The following is a 22,497-nucleotide window of genomic DNA, read 5'->3' on the forward strand; positions in this document are numbered from 1 at the left end:
CCATGGGCCGAAGCTTCGCCGAGCGCAGCCACGAGACGGAGCTGATGGACACCGAGGCTGTCAGTTTCGAGGATTACCGGGCCTGCCTGAAGGATCTCGCCACGGTCAATGCTTTGACCCTGACCCATGGCCCAATCCTGACATGGCTCGACCGCGCCACCCGCAATCTGGCACCGAGCGGGCGTGTGACGGTTCTCGATGTGGGTTACGGTTATGGCGATCTCCTGCGCAAAATCCATGCTTGGAGACGCCGTAAGAGACGGATCGTCGATCTGGTTGGGGTCGACCTCAACCCCATGAGCGAGACGATTGCCCGTGCGGTCACGCCCACCGATGTCTCCATCGATTACCGAACCGGCAACGTCTTCGACTACGAGCCCGAACGGCCGATCGACTTCATCATCAGTTCCCAGACGACGCATCACATGTCGGATGAGGAGCTGGCAGTTTTCATCCGCTGGATGGAACAGGTGGCGGCACGCGGCTGGTACATTGCCGACCTGCACCGTCATTCCGTCCCGTTTCATGCTTTCGGCGCCCTCGCCCGCGTCGCTCGCTGGCATCGCTTCGTCCAGCACGACGGGCCCGTCTCCATCGCTCGCAGCTTCCGGAAAGACGATTGGGAGAGGATCCTGCATGCAGCGGGCCTTTTGCCCGGAACGGCAGAGATTCGGTGGCATGTTCCGTTCCGCCTCTGCGTAAGCCGATTGAAATGAGCGGCTACCGTACCGAGGAGTGCGTGATCGTAGGCGGAGGGCTCGCCGGAGCCTCGGCCGCCTGCGTCCTGGGCCGGGAAGGCCGCTCGGCGCTTCTCCTTGAGCGCGATCTGCAACTACGTCATAAAACCTGTGGCGAGTTCCTCAGTGTCGAGGCGCAAGCCTATCTTGCCCATCTCGGCATCGATCTCGAAGGTCTAGGCGCAAGCCGGATCTCGCGCCTGCGGCTGTATCATCGTGAGGGACAGGCTGACGCAGAGCTGCCCTTCTTGGCCCGCGGAATCTCCCGCAAGGTTCTGGACGAAACGCTTTTGCAAAAGGCCGTGGCGTACGGCGCTCGCGTTGTGCGTGGCGCGACCGTGCGGTCCATCGCAGCCGATGAAGCAGGCATTCGGATCGACGCGGGACCATTCGGCAAGATCCAGACGGAAACACTCTTTCTGGCCAGCGGCAAGCATGATGTCAGGGGTGTCAAGCGCTCGGCATCGGGATCCATCAACGATCTCGTCGGCTTCAAGATGCACTACCGGCTCTCGGAGCGCCAGCGAGCAGCCCTCGACGGCGCCATCGAGGTCGTCCTGTTCGATGAAGGCTATGCGGGTCTGCAGTTGATCGAGGGCGGGATCGCCAACTTGTGTCTGGTCGTGTCCCGGAACCGCTTTGAGCATGTCGGAAAGAGTTGGACCGGCCTGACTGAACATATCGTCCGTGAGTCCCCGCTCTTAGCCGGCCGGCTGCGGGACGCACTCGCGCTTTTCGACAAACCCCTGTCGATCTTCCAGATACCTTATGGCTTCGTTCATCAGCCCGAAGCGATCGAGGCTCAAGGGCTCTACCGCCTTGGCGATCAGATGGGTGTTATCCCCTCTTTCACCGGTGAGGGCATGTCGATAGCCCTTCACAGCGGGTGTCTGGCTGCTTCGATATTTCTTCGCCATAGCTGCACCGGCGGCGATTTCCATCGGAAGATGGCATCCGACATACGGCGGCAGGTCCGGCTCGCCTTCTTGCTCAATAAGGCTGCGCGCTACGGACCGGGCCAGTCGGCGCTCTTTCAGATCTGCCGTACATGGCCTTCCCTCATGCGGCAGGTCGCGGCCTTCACCAGACTTCGGGAGGGCTCCATGCAAAGCGCACTGGCACTGCCATGATCGTGCCACGGAAAGTTCAGACATCCGCTGCTGTCGCTGAGCATTACGACGAGCTTGACCCGTTCTACCGCGAGATCTGGGGTGAGCATCTCCATCACGGCCTCTGGAAAAGCGGTCGGGAGACGCTGAGCGAGGCGGTCGAGGCCCTCCTCGCCCATCTCGCCGGAGCACTGGAGCTTCATCCTGGCCAACACATCTGTGATGTCGGTTGCGGCTATGGCGCGACGGCCGAGTGGCTCGCGCGTCGCTATGGTGTCCGCGTGACCGGCGTCACGCTCTCGTCCGTACAGCTTCGGAAGGCGCAAACCCGTAGCGCCGCATCGCCCCTGCTGCACTTTAACCTGCAGGACTGGCTCGGGAATACGTTTGAGAGCGAGAGCTTCGACTGTGTGATCGCCATCGAGAGCTCCGAGCACATGCCCGACAAGCAGCGGTTCTTCGACGAGGTCTCTCGCACCCTCCGTCCCGGCGGGCGCTTCGCCGTCTGTGCCTGGCTGGCGCGTGATAGCGCCCGCTCCTGGGAGGAACGCTACCTGCTGGAGCCGATCTGCCGGGAGGGGCGTTTGCCAGGTATGGGCAACGAGTCGGAATATTGCGCATGGGCCAGCAAAGCCGGCCTCGTGGTCGATGGGTTCGAAGACCTCAGCGCCAGGGTGAGGCGCACTTGGGCGCTGTGCACGGGGCGGGTGGCAAGGAAGCTCCTGACCCATCGGCAATACAGACGCTATCTGCTGGACGCCCGAGCCAGGAACCGCATCTTCGCCCTCAGCGTCCCACGCATCTGGATCGCCTATCTGACCGGATCGATGCGCTACGGTCTCATGACGGCGCATAAGCCGAAGTAGACTCGCGAAAAATCCTCTACGAATTGGCCGAGCGCACGAGCAATTCCGCCGCATCGGACGCACCCATGGCGCTCGCCAGAGCATCTGCCGTGAGCCCGCCGGCATCACGCGCCTGAGGATCGGCTCCGCGCGCCAGCAGCATCTCGACGATTTCGATCCGGTTGAACATGGCTGCGATCATGAGCGGAGTCTTGCCGCCGTCACCCCGGCCGTTCACGTCGGCGCCTCCGTCGAGAAGGCACTCCACCGATGCCACGTCGCCCTTGAAGGCAGCGCCCGCGAGGGGCGTCTGGCCCCGATCATTGGCGAGTTCCGGATCGGCGCCATGCTGCAGCAGAAGCCGCACGGTCTCGGCATGTCCATGATAGCTCGCCAGCATCAGAAGCGAGTCGCCCTTCTCGTTGCGCAGGTTGGGCGGCAAACCCATGTGGAGAAGATCGCCCAACTCTTGCGCCTGCCCGGCCCGCGCGTGCTGGAAAACGCGCTGAGCGAAGGCGATGGTCTCCTCGTCCGGCTCCGGGCGCGGCTTCGGTGGCTCGTCTGTCATGGCGCTCTCTCGATTCTCGCCTGCGATGTACTGGTTCAGATAGCGGTGAGGTGCCGGGCGAGAAGATCCAGAGCAGCGGGACCATCGACGCCAAGGGCCACCTGCACAAGACTTCCCTCCGGGCTGATCGTGAGCGCTCCAGCCGCCTCCCCATTTCCGGTGTCAACGCTCAGGCGAAGCTCCTCGATGCGGAAGAGTTCGGGCGCAAGGGCGTATAGCATCACGCAAGGATCGTGGAGCGGGCGGCTCTCCCGGTTCGCCGCACCTTCAAAATAAGATTCGATGAGGCTGCCCACCATGGCAGCCATCGGATTTACGTTTGCTGCCAGGGTTTCAACGAACTCACGTGTGGCGCGTACGCGGCGGGTGACGTCGAGAGGAATGAGAACGAGGGGCAGGCCCGACGCGACCACAACCGCCGCCGCCTCGGGATCGGCCCACAGGTTGAACTCGGAACGCGGCCCGACATTGCCGTGCTCATGGATTGCTCCGCCCATGGCGATTATCCGGCCAATGCGCCTTGCCGCCTCGGGTCGCTCGAGAGCGAGGCGCGCCAGATTCGTCAGCGGCCCAAGGGCGAGCACGTCAACAGCGCCAGCCGGCTGCTCCAACAGGAAATTGGCCAGCCATTCCACGGCATGCTGGCTTTCGGGAAGCCACGCGGGATCAGGCAGGGCAACCCCGCCGATGCCGTCCTCTCCGTGCAGGTTCAGCGGCTCGGGGCCTGTCCGCGACAGTGGCGCGGAGGCTCCTTGGAACACCGGAATATCTTCCCGATCTGCGAATGCGAGAAGGCGGCCTGCATTGCGCGTCGTGGCTTCGATGCCGATGTTGCCTGCCACCGTCGTGACTCCCGCGATGCTGAATTGGGGCGAAGCGAGCGCCAGGAGAATGCCGATGGCATCGTCGATGCCGGGATCGGTGTCGATGACGGTCAGGCGGGGTTTTGCGCGAGTCATGATCGGGGTAGAAACCTTTCAGGTCCGTGTGGTTTCTTATCCGACAGCGGGCCGCTTTTGACCATAGCCACAGGTGCGCCGTGACCCGTTCCGCCCCACTTCCCGACGATCTTCTGGTGAATGCCGTGGATGAGGTGGCAATCCGCCAGGATCTGGTTCTGGTCGCATTGGGCAAGAGGCCAGCGGATCGGCTCCTGCGCGTCGGGCGGTTGCTCGATGTCCACACCCGCACATGGCTCGATGATCAGGAGATCGCGATCCGCGGCCGTCGCATTGCCTGGACCGGACCCGCGGGCACTTTCCCGGGAGCCGCCCTCGCGCAGGAAGACCGCTCGAACCTTGCCGCTGGTCCAGGTTTCGGCGAGGTGCACAAGCATATCGAAAGTTCGCACATCACGCCGGAATACGAGGCAGCGCTGGTTCTCCCGCGCGGCAACACCTGGACTTGTGAGGCAAGCCATGAGTTCTCAAATGTCGACGGTCCGCACAATCTGGAATTCTGGCTGACGGCGCGTCGGCATGGCTCGCCCATGAAGATCTTCCCGCTTCCCGGCTCGGCGGTGCCGCCCACAGCCTATGAATGGGGTGGCGGCTATTACGGCTACGACGACCAAGAGAGCTTCCTGAGGCAAAGCATCATGGTCGCCGGGCTTGACGAGGTGATGGACTGGCCTGCCGTCTGGAACCCTGAAAACCCGTCGCACAAGCGACTCTGGGGAATGATCCAGGCGACGTTCGAGCAGCGCGGCGTGGTTGAAGGTCACGGCGCCGGCCTGCGGGACCTCGACTCCATCAATGCCTTCGCGGCGGCAGGCCTCGCGTCCGATCATGAAGGTTGGACGGCCGAGGAGGTGTGGGACAAGCTGCGCCACGGCATCTTCATCGAGATCAGGCCGCATTCCATGCCGGCGATCATCCAAGGCCTGCTTGAGCGCGGCCTCTCCGACTGGTCTCAGATCGCCTTCGCCACCGACGACCGCAGCGCGTCGGATACCTTGAAGATGGGAGCGACAGATCACAATGTACGGCTCGCCATCCAGTCCGGCCTGTCGCCAGAGATCGCCATTCAATGTGTGACCATCAACCCGGCGCGCCACATGCGTCTGACGCCCTGGGTCGGCAGCATCGCGCCGGGACGCTTCGCCGATATCGTGCTGCTCGACGATGTGGAAACCGTCTCCATCGCGGAGGTCTGGGCTGACGGACGGCAGGTGTCGAAGGGCAAGGAGTATCTCGGTCCCCTGCCTGCCATAGACTGGCCCGACTGGGCCTCAAAGACAGTGAACATCAAGCGCACCATTGAACCGCAGGATTTCGCGATTCCCGCAGAGCCGGGCCGGACCACCATGCAGGCAGCGCTGCTGCGGCCGTTCCACTGGCATGACGACTTCATCACCATGGAGCTTCACGTCGCGCATGGCGAGGCTCAGCGCGACCCGGCCCGAAACATCACCAAGTTTGCCATTGTCGACCGCTTCTCCGGTGAGGCAAAGATCTCGCGCATGTTCTGGCTCGGCTGCGGGCCCAAGACACCTGACACCGCGGTCGGCTGTACGGTGGCGCATGACAAGCACAATCTTTGGATCGTAGGCTCGTCCGATGAAGCCATGGCGATGGTGGCCAATCGCGTGGCGGAGATCGGTGGCGGCTGGGTTCTCGTCAGTGGCGGCAAGGTCCTGGCGGAGGTGCGCTATGAGATCGGTGGACTGATGACCCAGCGTTTGGCGGAAGAACTGGATGCTGACATGCAGCAGCTTTATACGGCCGCGGAAACTATCGAATGGCTCTATGAGCCAACCTTCTCGCCGCGCTGGTATCCGGGTTTTCCGGAACGGCTGCAATTCGCCACCCTCACCTGCGCTCCTTGGCGCTGGGTTCTGGTCGCGCCTTGCGAGGCCGCCCCGCAGGGTTTCGTCAATGTGGCGACCGGGCAGACGCACCCGGTCGTCTGGTAGGCGTCAGCCCGCCGCGTCGATCCGGGCCATCTCGGCCTTGAAGGTCATTGCAATCTGCCCGGCATCGCGCATGATCTTCTTGCGCTCCAGGCTTTCCACATCGCGGTCGCGCATGATCCACCGGCCGCCAACCATCACGTCCTGCACGTCCATAGGCATGCCTGAGAACACGAGCGTCGCGTAGATGTCGTAGACCGGCTGCAGGCGCGGCGCGGAGAGGTCGATCCGGATGAGGTCCGCCTGCTTGCCGGGCTCGAGCGAGCCGATGCGGCTGTCGAGCCCCAGAACTTGCGCACCCTCAAGCGTCGCCATGCGGATCACCTGGGCGGCCGGCATGGGCTTGCGGCTGTGGCCGAGCAACTTCTGGAACATGGAGACCGAACCGAACTGGCTGAACAGGTCCAGCGTATTGCCGCTCATCGGACCATCGGTGGCGATGCCCACCTTGATGCCGGCAGCTCGCATGGCTTCAATAGGCGCAATACCGCGCCCGGCCTTGGCGTTCGAGCGGGCATTATGAGCGACGCGCACATCCGCTTTAGCCATGCGTTCGATTTCGAACGGATCGATGTGCAGGCAGTGAGCGGCGATCAGGCCCGGGAGCAGCAGGCCCGCCTTCTCCACGACGGCAACGGGACGCAATCCATGGTTCTTGCGACACCATTCCATCTCGCTGTCCATTTCAGCAAGATGGAGCTGCACCGGCACGTCGCGATGCGCTTCAGCCCATCGGGCGACGCTAGCCATCACCTCGATATCGGTCGAGTAAGGCGCGTGAGGGGCAATGGAGGGAGTGATCCGGTCGTGCCCCGAAAACTCGGACACGAGTTCCTCGACCAGCGCAAAGCCCTCGTCGATGGTCTTGTGATCCGGCGGATTGAAGGTCGCCAGCGTCTGCCCGACGACACCGCGCAAGCCAGCCTGATCGAGAGCCCGCCCGACCTCCGTCTCGTAGTAGTACATATCGGCGATGGTGGTGACGCCAGCCTCGATGGATTCGAGAGCGCCGAGAAGCGTACCGACGCGCACCATCTCAGGGGTGACGAACTTGCGCTCCATCGGCAGCACGTAGCGGAACAGCCGGTCGTCGACATCCTCACCGAGGCCGCGGAAGAGCGTCATCGCCAGATGGGCATGGGGATTGACCATGCCGGGCATGATCACGTCGCCTTCGGCATCAATGATCTCAGCCCCGTCCACCTGCGGCGGCTCGCCGGAACCGAGCGCCCGGATCGTGCTTCCCTCGGTGTGGATCCACCCCGTCTCGATGACACTCATGTGTTCGTCGATGGGGAGCAGGCAGGCATTCCTGATCAGTACAGACGCCATTACCTGGCTCCCTCGCTTGCCAGAATCGTGCATTGCTCCGGCATAGGCACAAGCTTCACGCCCGTGCCGGCCTCCAATGGCGCCGTAAGGCTCCCGTTGGCGATGAGAGGTCCGGCTGCCGTCTCGCACTGATACTGATAAGCCCGGCCGAGATAGGTCCGCAGGCCCAACCGGGCCGGAAGACCTTCAGCGGCGGGGTCCGTCGACACCACCAAGCCGTCGGGCCGCGTGGCGAGAAGGAAGGTGTCAGGAATCGCCCCATATACGGCCTGCGACAGCCGGAGGGTGACCCCGGCTGTTTCAGCGGTGACCACATCGCCTTCGCGTGCGATGACCTTGAGGGGGATGATGTTCTCGAAGCCCACGAAGCGGGCCACGAAAGTGTTGGCGGGGCGCCGGTAGAGAATCTCCGGCTTGTCGAACTGCATGAGCCGGCCGGCACTCATGATGGCGACACGGTCCGAGATCGAGAAAGCCTCCTCCTGGTCGTGCGTGACATAGACCGAGGTGGTGCCGTTCGACCGCTGCAGCTGGCGGATCTCCACCCGCATGTCGACGCGCAGCTTCGCATCGAGATTCGAAAGCGGCTCGTCGAACATCAGCAGCGGAGGCTCGATCACGAGGGCTCTTGCCAAGGCAACGCGCTGTTTCTGACCGCCCGAGAGCGCCCCGGGCGCTCGATCCGCAAGAGCGGAAAGCCCCACGCGTTCCAGCATGGCCATGGCGCGCTTGCGGCGCTCGGAGGATCCGAGGCCCCTCTGCTTCAGCCCGAAGGCCACATTGTCCAGCACCGAGAGATGCGGGAACAGTGCGTAGTTCTGGAAGACGAGGCCGATATCGCGCTTATGAGGCGGCAGGCGCGTCAGGTCGCGTCCGCCGAGCTGGATTGAGCCCGTGGTCGGCCTGAGAAAACCTGCGATCAGGCGCAGGGTCGTGGTTTTGCCGCAGCCGCTGGCACCGAGAAGCGAAACGAGCTCACCGGCCTGCACCGAGAGCGAGAGGTCTTCGAGAACCTTGGTCGTTCCGTAATGGGCCGAGACGGCTTGGAGATCGAGGGGCTGTGTCACGGAAAGCTACTTTGCAAGAAAAGTGAGGCCGAGGGTCCGCTCCACCACGGCCATGACGGCCACGGTGAGGAACATCAGAAGCACGGAGACGGATGCGACCGTCGGGTCGAAGAACTGCTCCACATGGGCGAGAATCTGGATCGGCAGCGTGCTGATCCCCGGCCCGGTCAGGAAGAGCGACACCGACACATCGTTGAGCGAGGTGATAAAAGCGAGGATGAAGGCCGCGATCACCCCTGCCCTGATATTCGGCAGCACGATAGTGAAAAAGGTCTTCACAGGCGCACTGCCGAGGCTGATCGCGGCCTCCTCGACGGAGAAGTCGAACGAGGCGAGGCTCGCGCTGATCACACGGACCACATAGGGCAGCACAATGAGCGTATGACCGATGAGAAGGGACAGGAAGATCGGTGCACCGGTTCCGACCGTGAACGATTTGAGCAGAGCGAAACCGAATACGATCTCGGGGACAAGGATCGGCAGCACGAACAATGTCCCGAGCCACTTCGGGAGCTCGATCCGGAAGCGGTTGAGCGCATAGGCAGCAGGGATCCCGATCAGGAGGGCAATCATCGTTCCCAGGAAGGCGATCTGCAGGCTCGTCACGATGGTCCGCCGGAAAGCGCTGATCTCGAAGATGTTTTCGAACCAGCGCAGGGACAGTCCCTGCGGCGGGAAGGTGAGATAGGTGGTGTCGCTGAGCGCTGCGCCGACCACGATGACCAGCGGCAGCATCAGGAACAGATAGACCAGTCCCGCAACGACGATGAGAAAGGGATGAGGTCTGTCGGACATCAGGTTGCCATGGGATTGATGCGGCGGGCGATGTGGCTCATCGCGAGAACAATGGTGATTGTGATCACTGTCATGATGGCCGCAATGGTCGAAGCTCCGACCCAGTCGAAGGACACCATGGCGCGCTGATGCAGCAGTGTGGCGAGCACGGTCTGGCGCTCGCCGCCGAGCAGTTGCGGCGTGGCGTAGGCCGTGAAGCTGCCGGTGAAGACGAGCACCGCACCGACGATCAGTCCGGGCACTGCCAGGGGCAGAAGCACCTGCCAGAAGGTGGCGAGCGGCGAGGCCCCGAGCGACGAGGAGGCCTGCAGCACATCTTTGGGAATGTTCTCAAGTACGCCGACAAGCGAGAGCACCATCAGCGGCACAAAGAGATAAACCATGCCGATGATGACGGCTCCTTGCGTATAGAGCATCTCCAGCGGCTCGCTCGTGATGCCGAGCCCCAGCAGGGTCTGGTTTAGGATCCCGTTGCGGCCCAGGATGATGAGCCAGGCAAAGGCCCGGACCACGACGCCGGTCAGAAGCGGGAACACGGCCGCGACGATGAGCAGGCTCTTCAGCTTTCCCGGCGCACGGGAGACCACATAGGCCGTCATGAAGCCGAAAATCAGGGAGATGATCGTCGTGATGGCGGCAATCTGCAGCGTCCGGAACAGAACCGTCGTGCGGAAGCCGCTGTTGAAATAGGAAATATAGGGAGCAAAGACCCCGCGCGGATCCATGAAGGTGCCGGCGATCACAGCCCCGATGGGGATGAGCAGGAAGCCGATGACGGCGAGCGTGGCGGGCGCGGAAAGCGCCCACCCGGTTGCGCCGCTGCGGCGCCAAAAACGTCTTGAGGTCATGATCGCTGGATTACTTCCCGAAGACCTCGCTCCAGGCGTCGATCCAATCGCTCTTGGCCGCATTGAGCTTCTCGTAATCGAGGCGCTTGAGCGACGAGATCATCTTCTGGCCATAAGTCCAGCGGGCAGCCTCCTCGGGCTTCAGCTGCACCGCGGTGGCGACCGGAGCATCCACGCCGCGCTCGGCCAGCGTCTGCTGGATTTTCGGATCGAGGATGAAGTTGATGAACTGATGCGCAAGGTCGGGGTTCGCCGCGCCTTTGGCAATGTTCACCGTGTTGAGAGTGGCGTAGTCGCCCTCCTTCAGCTCCGCCCAGCGCACGGTCGGAACGGCCGCCTGGATCTGGGCCAGGGTGAAATCCTGCGCCATCGCGACGGAAACTTCGCCGGTCGAGAACAGGTTCACGAGCTCGGAGCCGGTATTGTAGTTCTTCACCACGTTGGGCTTCAGCTGTTCGAGGGCTTTGAAGGCTGCGCTCTCGTCCTTATAGGGATCGACACCCGCCTTGCTGGCCGCAACCAGAACGGTCATCGGACCGGCCGTGGTGGTGATGCCGGGCAGCGAGATGCGGCGCTTCAGGTCATCCCGCCATAGGTCGTTCCAGGACGTGATCGGTGCGCTCACCTTGGCGCTGTCGTAAATGATGCCGACGCGGCCGATGGTGTAGGCGGGACCGAACTGCCCCTGCGGTGCGCGGGCCAGCTCATAGATGCCGTTCAGGTTGGGGAGCTTGGAGCGGTCGACCGGCTGGAACAAGCCTTCCTGAATGCCGAGCTGGGAGAAGCTGTCGGTGAGATAGACCACATCGACGCCGCTGCCGCCGCGGATCTTGATCTTGTTCAGGCGGTCGGCGTTGTTGCCGGTCTCGAAGACCAGTTCGCAGCCGCATTGGGCGCGGAACGGCTTGAGCACAATCTCTTCCAGCTTGTCGCCGTTGAAGCCCCACCAGGAGATCGTCAGCGTTTTGTTCTGAGCCATAGCCGGGGCTGAAGACAGCGCCGCCAGAAGAAAGGCCGTACTGACAAGAGGTTTGTACCAACGCCCTACCATCTCAGATCTCCTAGGTTCCAATGTTTCGCTGCCGACAGGGTCGTCTCCCGGTCGGGGGCCCCTGCCCTGGTGCCGTAGGCATTAACACAACCATGGCCATGGAAAAGCCCTGCCCCTCACGGACTTTGCCCACGTTACAGACATTCTGCTCAAAAAGCTCGCAAATCAAAAAACCGGTGCCCAGCCCCCAGAAGCCGTCCGCTTGAGCCTTGGCGTCCGCAGCACCCCGACCACCCGCTCCGGCCATTCCGGGCTGATGGCCGCGAGCTTGTCTCGCCAGGCATCCGTCTGGAGCATCGCCGCACCGATGGCGACGGGTCGGACCCCGCATAAGGAGAGGAGCTCCAGGGCGGCAGCGATGGAACGTCCGCTGCTGATCACGTCGTCCACCAGAAGAACCCGCCTGTTCTCGATCAACGGCAGCATGCGTGGGTCGAGATAGAGCCGCTTGAGCTGGTCCGGGCTCGTGATGGAGGTCATCGGCACGGACAGATCCTCCCGGTACCAGAACTTGCGGGAGGTTCCGAGGGGAACATAGCGGCTGTGCTCCAGCTTCCTGGCCGTGCCTCTTGCCAGGGTGAGCCCCAAGGTCGGAAGCCCCACCACCACCTCCGGGGCGAAAGCGCGGACCTTCTCGGCGAGGCCGGCGCACAGCGCGTCCTCCACGGCAAAACCAGCCTGGTTGATGATGAGAGATGCCAGGGCATGCTCTCCATCCGCCAGTTCCCGGATCGGCAGGAGCAACTGGCGTCCATCCTCGAACTCCGCCGGATAGAAGCCGCGATGCCCATCCGCCGGTTGTCCGTCGAAGGTCGACGGCGGATGGATCTCCTGCCAGAACTCGTAGGGCTGCATTGATCGTTCCTGTCGGTCGGCTGCGGGAAGAATGATTGTGGGTTGTCCTCTGCCGGGTTATCGAACGATTCCACCCGGCATATCCAGGATCAAAGTACCATGCTCCTTCAGGACCTCATCCAGGCGGACCTACCATTCCTGCGCAGCCTCCGCCAGGATCTCCATGCCCATCCGGAACTGGGGTTCGAGGAGGAGCGGACGAGCGGCATCGTCGCTTCCCTGCTGGAGGAGGCAGGCCTTCGAATTTATCGGGGACTGGGCAAGACAGGCGTCGTCGGCACCCTGCAGATCGGCAACGGCACGCGCACCATTGGCCTTCGCGCCGACATGGACGCGCTGGCGATGCCGGAGCAGGCGGAGCGTTCATACAAGTCGAAGTTCCCCGGCAAGATGCATGCCTGTGGGCATGACGGGCACACCACACTGCTCGTCGGAGCCGCTCGCTACCTGGCTAGGACCCGCAACTTTTCCGGTACGGTCCATTTCATCTTCCAGCCGGCGGAGGAAGGCCGGGGCGGGGCGAAGGCGATGGTGGAGGATGGACTCTTCGACCTCTTTCCTTGTGGTGCGGTCTACGGCCTGCACAACATGCCGGGATTGGCCGTGGACGAGATGGCCGTCACCGCTGGCCCGCAGCTTGCATCATCGGACAGCTGGTTCGTGACCTTCAAGGGAGTCGGCACTCATGGGGCCAAGCCTCATCTCGGCAAGGATCCGATCACGGCGAGCGGCCACTTCCTCGCGGCTCTGCAGACCGTCGTGGGGCGGGTGGTCAACCCGTTGCAGCCTGCCGTGATCAGCGCGTGTTCGGTACAGGCCGGTGATCCACGGGCGCTCAACGTTATTCCCGATGTGGTCGAGATCGGCGGCACGGCGCGGGCTTACTCCGCCGAGGTGCGCGATCAGCTTGAAAGGGAGATCGGGCGCCTTGCCAGCGGCGTCGCGACTATGTTCGGCATCGAGGTCTCATATGAGTTCCGCAGGCGCATCCCTCCCGTGATCAACCATGCCGATGCCACGGCGCAGGCGTTGAGAGCGGCGCGGGTGATCTGCGGCTCAAAAGTCGTAACGAATTTCGAGCCCTCAACCGCAGGCGATGACTTCGCATTCTTCAGCGAGGCAGCCCCGGGCGCCTATGTATGGCTCGGGAACGGCCCCGCCGTCAACGGAGCGCTCCACCACAACACGGCTTACGACTTCAACGACGAGGCGATCCCAACCGGCGTCGCCTTTTGGGTCGCGCTCGTCGAGCAGGAGCTTGCAGCCTAGCGCCTCCTGGCGCGAACCTGCTCCATCTCGCCGGCATCGGCCTCGGACCGGCGGCGCCGATTCTTTCGTTGCTTCTGCGGAGCCTTGCCCCTGTCCCGCCGCGCCTTGTCCTCAGGCTTGCGGCGCTGCGAAACTGAGGTCGTGACCAGCTTCTCCTCAATCTTGGCGTTGAGGCTGGCACGCAGATCGACCACCTCCTCCACATCCCGGAAGACATCCGGATAGCGCTGGGCAAGCCAAAGCCAGGACGTGGCGATCTTCACCCGGGCCTCCAGCTTCAGGAGATCCGTGTTAACGCCGAAATCCGGCGCCTGTACACGCCCGTCGCGGGCATGCTGCCGGGCCCAATCGATGAGCAGCTCCACGGCCAGTTGCTCGCGTCCATCGACGGGTGCCATGGAATAGGACAACCGGTCGAGGATCGGCATGTCGACGGTATCGAGGAGCGTTGCCAGCTCGATCATCTCGTCCATGTCGGCCATGCGCAGATCCGGGTGGCCGGCGACAAGCGTGTCGTTCAGGTGCTGGAGTACGCGACCGAGGCGGTCGGTCTGCAGCACCTCGCTCGCCGAAAGCACCGTCTCCTGGTTCGGGCGGACATAGGCCTTGCCCCGCAGCTTTCCGGCATCACCCGTCAGCGCGTTGCCGATGATCTTCTCCACCTGGGCGTAGCCGCCGACATCGGGCAGAGCCGTCACGAGGCCTTCGTCGTGGTGGCCGAAGCGCCCTGCCCGGCCGGCGATCTGCTTGATCTCCATGGCGGTGAGCTGGCGGTCGCGAACACCGTCGAACTTGCGCAAGGTGGAGAACACGACCCGCCGCAGCGGTCCGATGTTCAACCCCATGCCGATGGCATCGGTCGCCACGAGGATCTCGGCCTCGCCATTGCGGAAGCGCGCGGCCTCGGCCCGGCGAACTTCGGGACCCAGCGCGCCGTAGACGGTCGCCACCGTGCGCCCGGACTGCACGAGGCGTGTGCGCAGATCGTGCACATCGCGGCGGGTGAAGGCCACGACGGCATCGCCTCGCATCAGCTTGTTGAGATTGGCCGGCACACCCTCGACGCGCAGCCGGCCCTTGCGCTTGAGGATCTTCACCTCCAGCGGTTCGCCGGTCATGGCAAGCAAATGTTCGACGAGAGGGATCGCCTCCGGCGCACCCGTCAGCACCACGAGCTTTGCAGGAGCGCCAACCATCGCCTGGGTCCAGGCCCAGCCGCGGCTCGGGTCCCCCAGCATCTGCACCTCGTCGATGACGCAGACATCGACGACGCGATGCAGATCGAGGGTCTCGATGGTCCGGGCGATATGCGTCGCGCCTTCCGGCAGCACTCGCTCCTCGCCTGTGACCATGCCGGCGGGAAGCCCCTCCTCGCTCATGCGCTCGAAATGCTCGAGCGCCAGGAGCCGCAGAGGCGAAAGAATTTCCGCGGTCGCGGCCTCGCGCGCGAGCTTTAGCGCCTCATAGGTTTTGCCTGAGTTGGTCGGCCCGGCCAGAAACACGAAGCGGCGATTGAGGGAGCGGGCGACCGGGAAGATCGCCGCATAGCGCTCGTAGCCAGAGGCCTCGCGGATCTGCGCCTCGCGCAGGTGCCGGAGCCTGCGGGCGGCGGCTTTCGAACGGTAGTCGTCGAGCTTCTGGCGCAGATTGCGTGCGGCACCGGCCGGACCGCCCTTGTCGGAGGCGTGGACCCGATCAAGCTTGTCGAGAGCGGCACGAATGCCACCAAGAATGGCCTGCCGCTCGTCCGCGTCCTCGAAGGCATCGAGATAAGTCTCGAGCTCGTCGCGCCAGCCAGCCAGTTCCTGCTCGCAGGCCCCGAACGTGGCGTCGCGCAGCTCGATGAGCCTGGCTTCCAGGGCCTCAGAAGCCGCCGCAAGTTCGGCACGTTCCACGCGGGCGGGTGCCAATACCACGGCCGCGACCTCGACGGGTTCGGTGAAGGCAAACTCGGTGGCGATCTCGATGGGCTCGCTGTCGGGCAGGACCTGCATCGGCTGGCTGAATACCGCCCGATAACCAGCGAAAACGCGCTCAGGCTTCCAGCGGCCGCTCTCGATCCGACGGATGTCCTCGGCGATATAGATGCCCGTGTTCCTGCGGACAGGCGCCAGGATGCTCTGGCGCCGCCGATGAGCCGCATCGTCGGGAGACTGGTCGCTGTCCTTTCGGCGCCCATGAGAACGCTGGGCGGATCCACTCTCATCGCCCTGCCCTCGCCAAGACGGAACCTGAGCGGCAAGCGGCACGACGACCTCAGGGTCGAACATCGGCTCTTCGACGCTGCGCCCGCGCCGCTGCACAGTCCGGCGCTCCGCCACCGGGATCAGCCCGGCCTCGATCCAGCGGTCGCATTCGGCCTGGCTGGCGAGCAGGATGCCCGGCAGGTGGTTGAGGCTGACAAGGTTCTTCGATTTCTTGGACATTCAGATTTCCGAAAGGCGGCTCCCGCCTCTTTCATGGACAGCCTGTCGTCGCAGCTTGCGCCGCGTGTCCGGGTAAACTCCAGAAGGCTGCAGATGTTTTCGAGTGTCGCTGTGAAGCGATGACGACCCCGCTGCTCCGGCCATGCTCTTGGGATCGATGCAGGGGGGTAAGATGTTGAGGTGCCGCGCTTTTCCTATGTGATTACTGCAGAGTGCAATATCAAGGGAGCTGCTGGCTATGGGCAGCTCTCCTCCGCAATGCCTTATCCCCTGCCCAATAGAGCCTGTTCCGGCTCACGCTGTACCTTCGCCCTTCAGCGTCCTTCGCAGGAAAGACAGGCCCAACGCGGAGAGAAAAGCCGCCTGCTCCTTGTTGGCGGCGCCATGCCCGCCATCGTCAGGCTCGTAGAAGAAGACCGGCTGCTTCATGGCCTCAAGCTTGGCTGCCATCTTTCGGGCATGGCCGGGGTGGACGCGGTCGTCCCGTCGGGATGTCACAAGCAGCGCGGGAGGATAGGCGCGGCCCACCTCCAGGTTCTGGTAGGCGGAGAAGCCCGCCATGTAGGCCCAATCCTCGGGTCTATTCGGATCACCATATTCTGCCACCCAGCTCGGCCCGGCCAGAAGGCGCGTATAGCGCTGCATGTCGAGGAGCGGCACGGTGCACCAGATCGCTCCGAAGCGTTCGGGATAGCGAGTGAGCATGTTGCCCACGAGCAGGCCGCCGTTGGAGCCGCCATAGGCCGCCAGCTGCCTCGGCGTCGTCACGCCCCGTGTGGCGAGATCCTGGGCGATGGCGGCGAAATCATCGTGAGACAGGCGCTTGCCCTCGCGCATGCCGGCCTTGTGCCAAGCCGCTCCGAACTCTCCCCCGCCGCGGATGTTGGCCACGACCCAGACATTGCCCCGCTCCAGCCAAGTCTTGCCGATGCCTCCGAGATAGCCCGGCGTCATCGAGACGGAGAAGCCACCATACCCGTAGAGCACCGTCGGGCGCGGCCCGTCCTGGCCGTTCGGACCAATCTGGTAGTAAGGGATCCGCTCCCCATCCACCGAGACCGCCTCGTGGCGCGTCACCTCCAGGCCGGATGCGTCGAAGGCGGCGGGCGCTTCCTTCAGCACCTCGATCCGCTTGTCCTCCGTCACGAGTGCCAGCTTCGTCGGCTCGACGAAGCTGGAGATCGTCAGGAGAAGCTCGTCGGTTCGCTCCAACTGGCTCGCATCTAGCGACACGGCATGGATGGAAGCCGTGTCCGGCAGCCCCTCCAGTTGCTCCAGGCTCCACGGCGAGCCGGGCGTTCCGAGCCAGATCTGGCTGGCGAGGTTGTCGAGAACCGTGAGCACCAGCCGGGACTTCGTCCACCAGAAGCCGGAGAGAACCCGCCGGGGACCGGGTTCGAACAGCACCTCGAACTGGCGGTCTCCTTCAAGGAAGCGCGAGAAGCTGATCGCCAGGAGCACATCGGCCGGATAGGTGCGCTCCGGCAGGGCCCAGTCGCTTTTCAGCTTCACGACGAGCCAATCCTTCTCCACGTCGAAGCGGGCATCGAGCGGCAGATCGATCAGCAGGGGTTCGCCGTCCTCGCGCGCGAGGTAGCTGATCCCCTCCTCGAAGGTGATCTGTCGCCGGTAGAAGGTGCGTTCATATCCGGGCTCGCGGTCAACCGAGGCCGAAATGTAGATGTCGCTGGCCTCGCCCTCGAACAGCACAGGCGCCTGCATGAAATCCGAGCCGCGGCGCCACAGGCGCACGGTTCGCGGATAGCCTGAAGCGGTCGCGGCATTTGCCCCGAGGGTGGTCGAGACAAGGAGCGTATCCTGATCGAGCCAGGCCGCCCCACCCTTGGCCTCCTGGAGTGCAAAGCCGTCTTCGATGAACCGTTTCTCGATGAGATCGAACTCACGGACCACCACGGCATCGGCACCGCCCCGGGACAAGCTCACCAAGCCGTAGCGCTGTTCCGGCTGAAGCGTGCCACAGCCTTTCCAGACCCAGTCCTCCCCCTCCAGGCCTGCAAGCGCGTCAATGTCGAGAACCGTCTCCCAAGTCGGCTCCGGCTGGCGGTAATCCTCCATGGAGGTGCGCCGCCACAAGCCGCGCACGTGGGCAGCGTCCTGCCAGAAATTGTAGAGCTGCCCGCGTCGGCGGGTGATGAACGGGATATTGTCGGGACGGGTCGAGATCTCGTAAAGGGCCTTCTTGTCGGCTTCGAAAGCCTGGTCGCACAAGGCCACCTTGGTGGTTTCGTTATGGGTTCTTACCCAGGCGAGCGCCTCCTCGCCTTCCACATTCTCCAGCCAGAGATAGGGATCGGTACGTTCCTGCATCTGTTCGACCTTCATGTGGATTCCGCCCAGATGGGCTTGAGGGGCGTGAGACAATCGACAACAGGATTATTGGTCAACTGAGGCCTGCGACAACATCCTGGTGGCGAACCGAACCGTTCACCATCCGTTGATGGTCAAACCATCGAGAAAGGGGCCATGATGGATCCGTTCGTTTCAGCGTTGGAAGAACTCGCGGAAGCGCTGCTCGCAGGAGAGGATCCGGAAAGCGCCTTGCAGGATATCGCCCAGGAACATGACCTTCCTGCCCCGGCTCTGCGCAACCGCGCCCTTCGGGCACTGGGCCCGCTTGAGACCTACAATAAGCGACAGGCGGAGTTGAAGAAGGAACGCGACCAGACCGCCCGCCGCCGCGACCCGGTTTTTGCCGGGGCATCGTTTCTGGCTGCGGTCGCGAGCCTCAACCCCAGGCTCAGTGCCGAGGACAGACAGGCCGAGATCGAGCGCCTCGCGGCCGAGTACGACGTCGATCCTGCCGCGCACAAGGAAGCCATCGAGCGGCTGCGCAGGCGCTGAGACGCGACGGATAGGATCAGGTACGCAGATAGTTGAGGCAGCCTGCAGGAAGTCCGGCTCCGGTGACCAGAATCGCGCCGTGCCGAAACAGCCTCCACGCCGATTGCCCGCCAGCGAGTCGGGCGACGGCGAGATCCCCGCTGCCGTCCATCCAGACCAGCTTCGCGTCGACCGATGCGAGGGATCTGATCACATGCTCCTGCCCTGTGCCCGGGGGGAACATCACCGTGGTGAATTCATTGCCACGCAGAGGCCAGATTCCTAAAGCTCCTGCTCCGACAACCATGAGGGTGACCAATGTTCGGGTCGGAGCGGACGAGTTGAAAGCCCTGGACCCGTCGTTCTTCGGCCAGTTCAAAATCCATCCGAGGATCACCGGCACGAGACCGAAGATGCCAAGCCAAAGCAGGTCCCAGAAGAGCGGGCTGCTGCTGTCCATCCTGATGCGGTGGATGCCGAGCAGCCAATGCGAGAGAGCGGCATCGGCCACGTGCCAGGCACCGAAGCCGATCAGGATGCCGGCGATCAGCAGACGGCCGGACATCCCAGCGGGGTTGCGCCGCGAGACCCACAACATCCAAAGTCCAATAGCGGCGATCACGTACATCAGAGCGTGAAAATAGCCGTCGGCAGCGACCTGGAACCGGATGTCGTCGCCGTTCATGGCACTCAGGAGATGATGCCATTGCAGGATCTGGTGGAGCAGGATTCCATCGAAGAAGCCGCCGAGGGCGAAGCCGAGCACATAGCCCGGCCATGGATGATAACGTCGGGATGCGGTGATTGCCACGATGCGCCCTGGGTTGAAGAGCCGTTCCAATCTCTCAACCGTCAGTGCCGATCCAAGTTTCAAGGGTTAATCTATGTTTACGCTTGCGTTTGATGTGTCGGGTTCCTGACAGACGAGGAGGCGCCTCTCAGGTAGGATTCGAATCAACAATACAACGAACGATTAGCAGGGGGCACAAGCATGGCCATCCGAACCTCGGCACTCGTCTTCTTCAGCAAGGAGAGCGAAGGCTGCTTTTCGGACCATGAGGTGCCAGATGAAGAGCAGGAAAAGAAAGCCGTCTGACTCCAAAGCCCGTCGCGCTGCAAAGCTTGAGCGACAACTCAAGACGATCGAGGCGCAGATTGCCTTCTTGGAAAAGGACACCGGCCTGAAACTCGCCGAGCAGGACCACTTCGTGCTGTGGAGACGCCCCAACCTGTTTGCACCTTGGCCGCTCGGAGTTCAGCACTAAAAGAATCTTGAAACTCGGGCTGCGCCGGCTCCTTCAGCGAGGTCTATGAAAGCGGTTGAGGACCGCCGTCCAGCGTTGCGGCCAGAACGCCACGACGGCAACGATGAGCGCAACCAGGACAAGAGTCATCATCACCTGCGCGACGCCGAAGATCGGCGCTTCCTTGGCAACGAACCAACTCGTCACGAAGCCGACCGCGATCATCCGGAGTCGAACGATCCAGCTGAGCATGTGAGCCTCCATTCCCGTGGCAGGAGCTCTGCGCATCATGACGGAGCGTTCGGGTGTTTCCTTGATCCCAACCAATGTCAGCCGGTTAGCTACTAGGTCCAGTACAGGATTCGAGCGTACGGGAGAGTGCTTCCTATCGCGTTCTCGAAGAAGCCCCGCATCTCCTTCATGACATCGGACGTGTACACATACTTGACCGAATTGAACTTTGTTGTCTTCCGAGCCCGTGTCTGTTCGTCCATGTCGAGGTCCGAGCCGGGATACCACCCGTTCAGGACGGTCTTGGACCCTGGCGTGAACCGGTGGGTGATCAGTTCCACCGACAAGTCGAGATCCGGCACATCCCGGGTTGCGGCAGCGGCATCCTCGAGCAAGGTGCCGTAGGCCTCGCGCCAGTTCTCGACAGGCATGATCGGTGCAATCGTCAGGCCCACCCTGTAGCCGGCCAAGGCTGCCAGTCGCATGGCGTTCAGCCGCGCTGAAACGGGTGCGGTGCCGCCCTCGAAGCGAGCCGCCGGCTTTGCGTTGACGGAGAAGCGGATCCGGGTGCGTCGGCTATGCGGGATTCCGAGCAGTGGCTGGACCGCATCGTACTTGGTGGTGAAGCGAAGCTTCACGGGAGCCTGCCAGGATCCGAAGTGCGCGATGGTTGCAGCAAGCGAGCCGGTGAGATGCTCGATTCCCAAGGGATCGGTATAGCAGGATGCCTCGAACGTGGTGCCCTCGTGCATGCGGTCCGCGGACCGGGAGGTCACGGCTCCCCTGCCGACATAGTCTTCAAGGTTGCCGAGGATCTCGGGCAGATTGGCGTAGACCCTTGTGACAGGAGGGCCCGAAAGGGAGCCGGCGAGGTAGCAATACTGGCAATGAGCCGGGCACCCCTCCTCAAGATCGGCCCGCCAGTCCGCGCTCGGCGGGATCGGTTGCAGCCGAAGCTTGCTCGGAGGCGCTACGACAACCGCGAGGGTGGTTTTAGCATTCACATAGCTCTGCCGCTCATTGTCTCCGCTCAAACCCGTCAGGCGGTTGCTTTTCAGCTCGATGATCTCAGAGCCCAGCGCGGACGCTCGTTCAAGGATGGCGCGGCCATGCTCCCACTCCAGCGCAGCCGGCGTCACGAGCACGCGCCTGGGTCGCCACAGCTTCGGTGCAGCCTCCCTCTTCCCATCCAGGGCCAGTCCGGCGTTCAACACGGCATCTCCTACAGCGGAGGGAACGCCGACCGGGAACGCGAGGTCCTTGGCGGGCAATCTGCCACAGCTGCAGATTGGTTCGGACACAAACCTCAGAACGGGATGCGCTGTCCATCCCAGGCGAAGAACCCGCCGCTGTCCGCAGCCGTGAGACCGTCGAGGACAGCAAGCAACCGCTCGGCTGCATAGGCAGGGGTGAAAAGCTTTCCGCTCTCAACCCCAGTTTGGAAAGGCTGGCTCAAAGCCGTATCGACGGTTCCAGGATGAAGGGCAACACAGATGGTGTCGGGCTTCTGGCGCCTGACCTCGACCGCCAGGGTCCGTATGAACTGGTTGAGGGCAGCCTTCGAGGCGCGGTAGCCGTACCATCCACCGAGCCGGTTGTCCTCGATGCTGCCGATACGGGCCGAGATCACGGCGAAGATGCTCTTCCCGCTCTTTGGCAGCAGAGGGAGCATGTGCTTGGCGACAAGCGCAGGACCAATGGCGTTGACGCGAAAGCTTCGGGCCAGGAGTTCCGGATCGAGGATTCGATAGGTTTTCTCCGGCTGTTGATCGACGGCATGGAGAAGCCCGGTTGCCACAAGAACAAGGCGCAAAGGCGCGCCGTCTTGGAGTTCCACGGCCGCCGCGGCAATGCTGGGCTCGTGCTCGATATCGATGGCTCCGGAGCGTACGCCTTGGTACTCGCTGCCAAGACCCCTGCGCGACAGAGCATGAACAGCTTCGAACCCTTCCGCGGCCAGTCGCTCCGTGACAGCCCTTCCAATCCCTCCCGAAGCGCCAATGACAGCGGCTCGCGAAGGCCGCTCAAGACTGGCCAGCAGGTTCGATGAGGTAATGGGAAACTCGATAGGAATGACGCCCAATTATGTGCGGCCGCCCTTGTGCAGGGAAAGAACTTTCATCCCTGCTCGGATCCACCTCCGGTTTTCGTGAACAAGGCAGCCGGATCAGAAGCGCTGAGCAGAGAACGGCCTCTCGTCGACCGAGCTTGGTCGCGCCTCAATCATGCCTGCCACCATCTGGACCGTGATAGCTGCCTGGGTGAGGCCGTAATGCCCATGACCGAAGGCATAGATCACGCGCTGGTCACGTCCGGCGGGCCCGATCACCGGCAGGGAATCCGGGATCGAGGGACGAAAGCCCATCCA

At 63.2% G+C, this 22,497-nt stretch carries 22 protein-coding genes; 7 read left to right on the forward strand and 15 right to left on the reverse strand.

What is annotated here, in order from left to right:
• Positions 1-2: 2 nt before the first annotated feature.
• Genes JQC81_RS15215 through JQC81_RS15225 form a run of 3 tightly spaced genes read left to right on the forward strand, consistent with a single transcriptional unit; the run spans position 3 to position 2,712 of the window.
• The gene (locus tag JQC81_RS15215) at positions 3-716 is read left to right on the forward strand and encodes a methyltransferase domain-containing protein (RefSeq protein WP_203272649.1); all 714 of its coding nucleotides are present in this window, start codon (positions 3-5) and stop codon (positions 714-716) included.
• Positions 713-1,867 carry an NAD(P)/FAD-dependent oxidoreductase gene (locus tag JQC81_RS15220; protein ID WP_203272650.1) on the forward strand — a complete coding sequence of 385 codons (1,155 nt, stop codon included), beginning with the start codon at positions 713-715 and terminating at the stop codon, positions 1,865-1,867. The genes JQC81_RS15215 and JQC81_RS15220 overlap by 4 nt, the downstream gene beginning before the upstream one ends.
• Positions 1,864-2,712: an SAM-dependent methyltransferase gene (locus JQC81_RS15225; protein WP_203272651.1), complete on the forward strand. Its 849-nt coding sequence runs from the start codon at positions 1,864-1,866 to the stop codon at positions 2,710-2,712. The genes JQC81_RS15220 and JQC81_RS15225 overlap by 4 nt, the downstream gene beginning before the upstream one ends.
• Positions 2,713-2,728: 16 nt before the next feature.
• Here JQC81_RS15225 and JQC81_RS15230 read toward each other — a convergent pair whose 3' ends face one another.
• The gene (locus tag JQC81_RS15230) at positions 2,729-3,259 is read right to left on the reverse strand and encodes an ankyrin repeat domain-containing protein (protein WP_203272652.1); all 531 of its coding nucleotides are present in this window, start codon (positions 3,257-3,259) and stop codon (positions 2,729-2,731) included.
• A gap of 35 nt (positions 3,260-3,294) precedes the next feature.
• A complete protein-coding gene (locus JQC81_RS15235) occupies positions 3,295-4,218 on the reverse strand; it encodes a nucleoside hydrolase (protein ID WP_203272653.1) in 924 nt (307 codons plus the stop codon).
• An 80-nt stretch (positions 4,219-4,298) separates the two neighbouring features.
• Here JQC81_RS15235 and JQC81_RS15240 point away from each other — a divergent pair, with 80 nt between their 5' ends.
• Positions 4,299-6,173 (forward strand): adenine deaminase, encoded by a 1,875-nt coding sequence (locus JQC81_RS15240; protein WP_203272654.1) that lies wholly within the window; start codon positions 4,299-4,301, stop codon positions 6,171-6,173.
• A gap of 3 nt (positions 6,174-6,176) precedes the next feature.
• On the opposite strand, the gene JQC81_RS15245 is transcribed toward JQC81_RS15240, so the two are convergent.
• From JQC81_RS15245 to JQC81_RS15270, 6 genes are all read right to left on the reverse strand, one after another.
• Positions 6,177-7,502, reverse strand: coding sequence for an amidohydrolase family protein (locus JQC81_RS15245; RefSeq protein WP_203272655.1), 1,326 nt, complete (start codon positions 7,500-7,502; stop codon positions 6,177-6,179).
• Entirely contained in the window at positions 7,502-8,569 is a 1,068-nt protein-coding gene (locus tag JQC81_RS15250) for an ABC transporter ATP-binding protein (protein WP_203272656.1), read from the reverse strand. The genes JQC81_RS15245 and JQC81_RS15250 overlap by 1 nt, the downstream gene beginning before the upstream one ends.
• A 6-nt stretch (positions 8,570-8,575) precedes the next feature.
• On the reverse strand, positions 8,576-9,367 hold the full coding sequence (locus tag JQC81_RS15255) for an ABC transporter permease (protein WP_376772410.1): 792 nt from the start codon (positions 9,365-9,367) through the stop codon (positions 8,576-8,578).
• The gene (locus JQC81_RS15260) at positions 9,364-10,212 is read right to left on the reverse strand and encodes an ABC transporter permease (protein ID WP_203272658.1); all 849 of its coding nucleotides are present in this window, start codon (positions 10,210-10,212) and stop codon (positions 9,364-9,366) included. Before JQC81_RS15260 ends, JQC81_RS15255 begins: the two co-directional genes overlap by 4 nt.
• 10 nt (positions 10,213-10,222) lie before the next feature.
• On the reverse strand, positions 10,223-11,263 hold the full coding sequence (locus JQC81_RS15265; protein WP_203272659.1) for an ABC transporter substrate-binding protein: 1,041 nt from the start codon (positions 11,261-11,263) through the stop codon (positions 10,223-10,225).
• Between the two features lie 165 nt (positions 11,264-11,428).
• Positions 11,429-12,118, reverse strand: a complete 690-nt coding sequence (locus JQC81_RS15270) for a phosphoribosyltransferase (protein ID WP_203272660.1) — start codon at positions 12,116-12,118, stop codon at positions 11,429-11,431.
• Between the two features lie 99 nt (positions 12,119-12,217).
• Between JQC81_RS15270 and JQC81_RS15275 the strand changes: the two genes are divergently transcribed.
• Positions 12,218-13,387: a M20 aminoacylase family protein gene (locus JQC81_RS15275; protein WP_203272661.1), complete on the forward strand. Its 1,170-nt coding sequence runs from the start codon at positions 12,218-12,220 to the stop codon at positions 13,385-13,387.
• Here JQC81_RS15275 and JQC81_RS15280 read toward each other — a convergent pair.
• Positions 13,384-15,813, reverse strand: a complete 2,430-nt coding sequence (locus tag JQC81_RS15280) for a helicase-related protein (protein WP_203272662.1) — start codon at positions 15,811-15,813, stop codon at positions 13,384-13,386. The two genes, JQC81_RS15275 and JQC81_RS15280, sit on opposite strands and share 4 nt — an antisense overlap.
• Before the next feature lie 294 nt (positions 15,814-16,107).
• Positions 16,108-18,156 carry a prolyl oligopeptidase family serine peptidase gene (locus JQC81_RS15285; RefSeq protein ID WP_203272663.1) on the reverse strand — a complete coding sequence of 683 codons (2,049 nt, stop codon included), beginning with the start codon at positions 18,154-18,156 and terminating at the stop codon, positions 16,108-16,110.
• 141 nt (positions 18,157-18,297) lie between these two features.
• Here JQC81_RS15285 and JQC81_RS15290 point away from each other — a divergent pair, with 141 nt between their 5' ends.
• Complete coding sequence (locus JQC81_RS15290; RefSeq protein WP_203272664.1) at positions 18,298-18,675, forward strand: hypothetical protein; 378 nt, start codon at positions 18,298-18,300, stop codon at positions 18,673-18,675.
• Positions 18,676-18,691: 16 nt separating this feature from the next.
• Here JQC81_RS15290 and JQC81_RS15295 read toward each other — a convergent pair whose 3' ends face one another.
• Positions 18,692-19,528: a DUF2243 domain-containing protein gene (locus JQC81_RS15295; protein WP_203272665.1), complete on the reverse strand. Its 837-nt coding sequence runs from the start codon at positions 19,526-19,528 to the stop codon at positions 18,692-18,694.
• A gap of 193 nt (positions 19,529-19,721) precedes the next feature.
• On the opposite strand from JQC81_RS15295, the gene JQC81_RS15300 reads away from it, so the two are divergent.
• Positions 19,722-19,919, forward strand: a complete 198-nt coding sequence (locus JQC81_RS15300; protein ID WP_203272666.1) for a hypothetical protein — start codon at positions 19,722-19,724, stop codon at positions 19,917-19,919.
• Between the two features lie 33 nt (positions 19,920-19,952).
• Here JQC81_RS15300 and JQC81_RS15305 read toward each other — a convergent pair whose 3' ends face one another.
• The 4 genes from JQC81_RS15305 to JQC81_RS15320 form a co-directional block, all read right to left on the reverse strand.
• On the reverse strand, positions 19,953-20,150 hold the full coding sequence (locus JQC81_RS15305) for a hypothetical protein (protein WP_203272667.1): 198 nt from the start codon (positions 20,148-20,150) through the stop codon (positions 19,953-19,955).
• Between the two features lie 92 nt (positions 20,151-20,242).
• Positions 20,243-21,343 (reverse strand): spore photoproduct lyase family protein, encoded by a 1,101-nt coding sequence (locus JQC81_RS15310; protein ID WP_203272668.1) that lies wholly within the window; start codon positions 21,341-21,343, stop codon positions 20,243-20,245.
• A gap of 92 nt (positions 21,344-21,435) precedes the next feature.
• Positions 21,436-22,212: an SDR family NAD(P)-dependent oxidoreductase gene (locus JQC81_RS15315; protein WP_246520446.1), complete on the reverse strand. Its 777-nt coding sequence runs from the start codon at positions 22,210-22,212 to the stop codon at positions 21,436-21,438.
• A gap of 84 nt (positions 22,213-22,296) precedes the next feature.
• On the reverse strand, positions 22,297-22,497 hold a 201-nt coding region (locus tag JQC81_RS15320), incomplete at its 5' end, for an FAD-dependent oxidoreductase (RefSeq protein ID WP_203272669.1).

The organism is Microvirga arabica (assembly GCF_016811235.1).
In the GTDB taxonomy this organism is placed as follows: domain Bacteria; phylum Pseudomonadota; class Alphaproteobacteria; order Rhizobiales; family Beijerinckiaceae; genus Microvirga; species Microvirga arabica.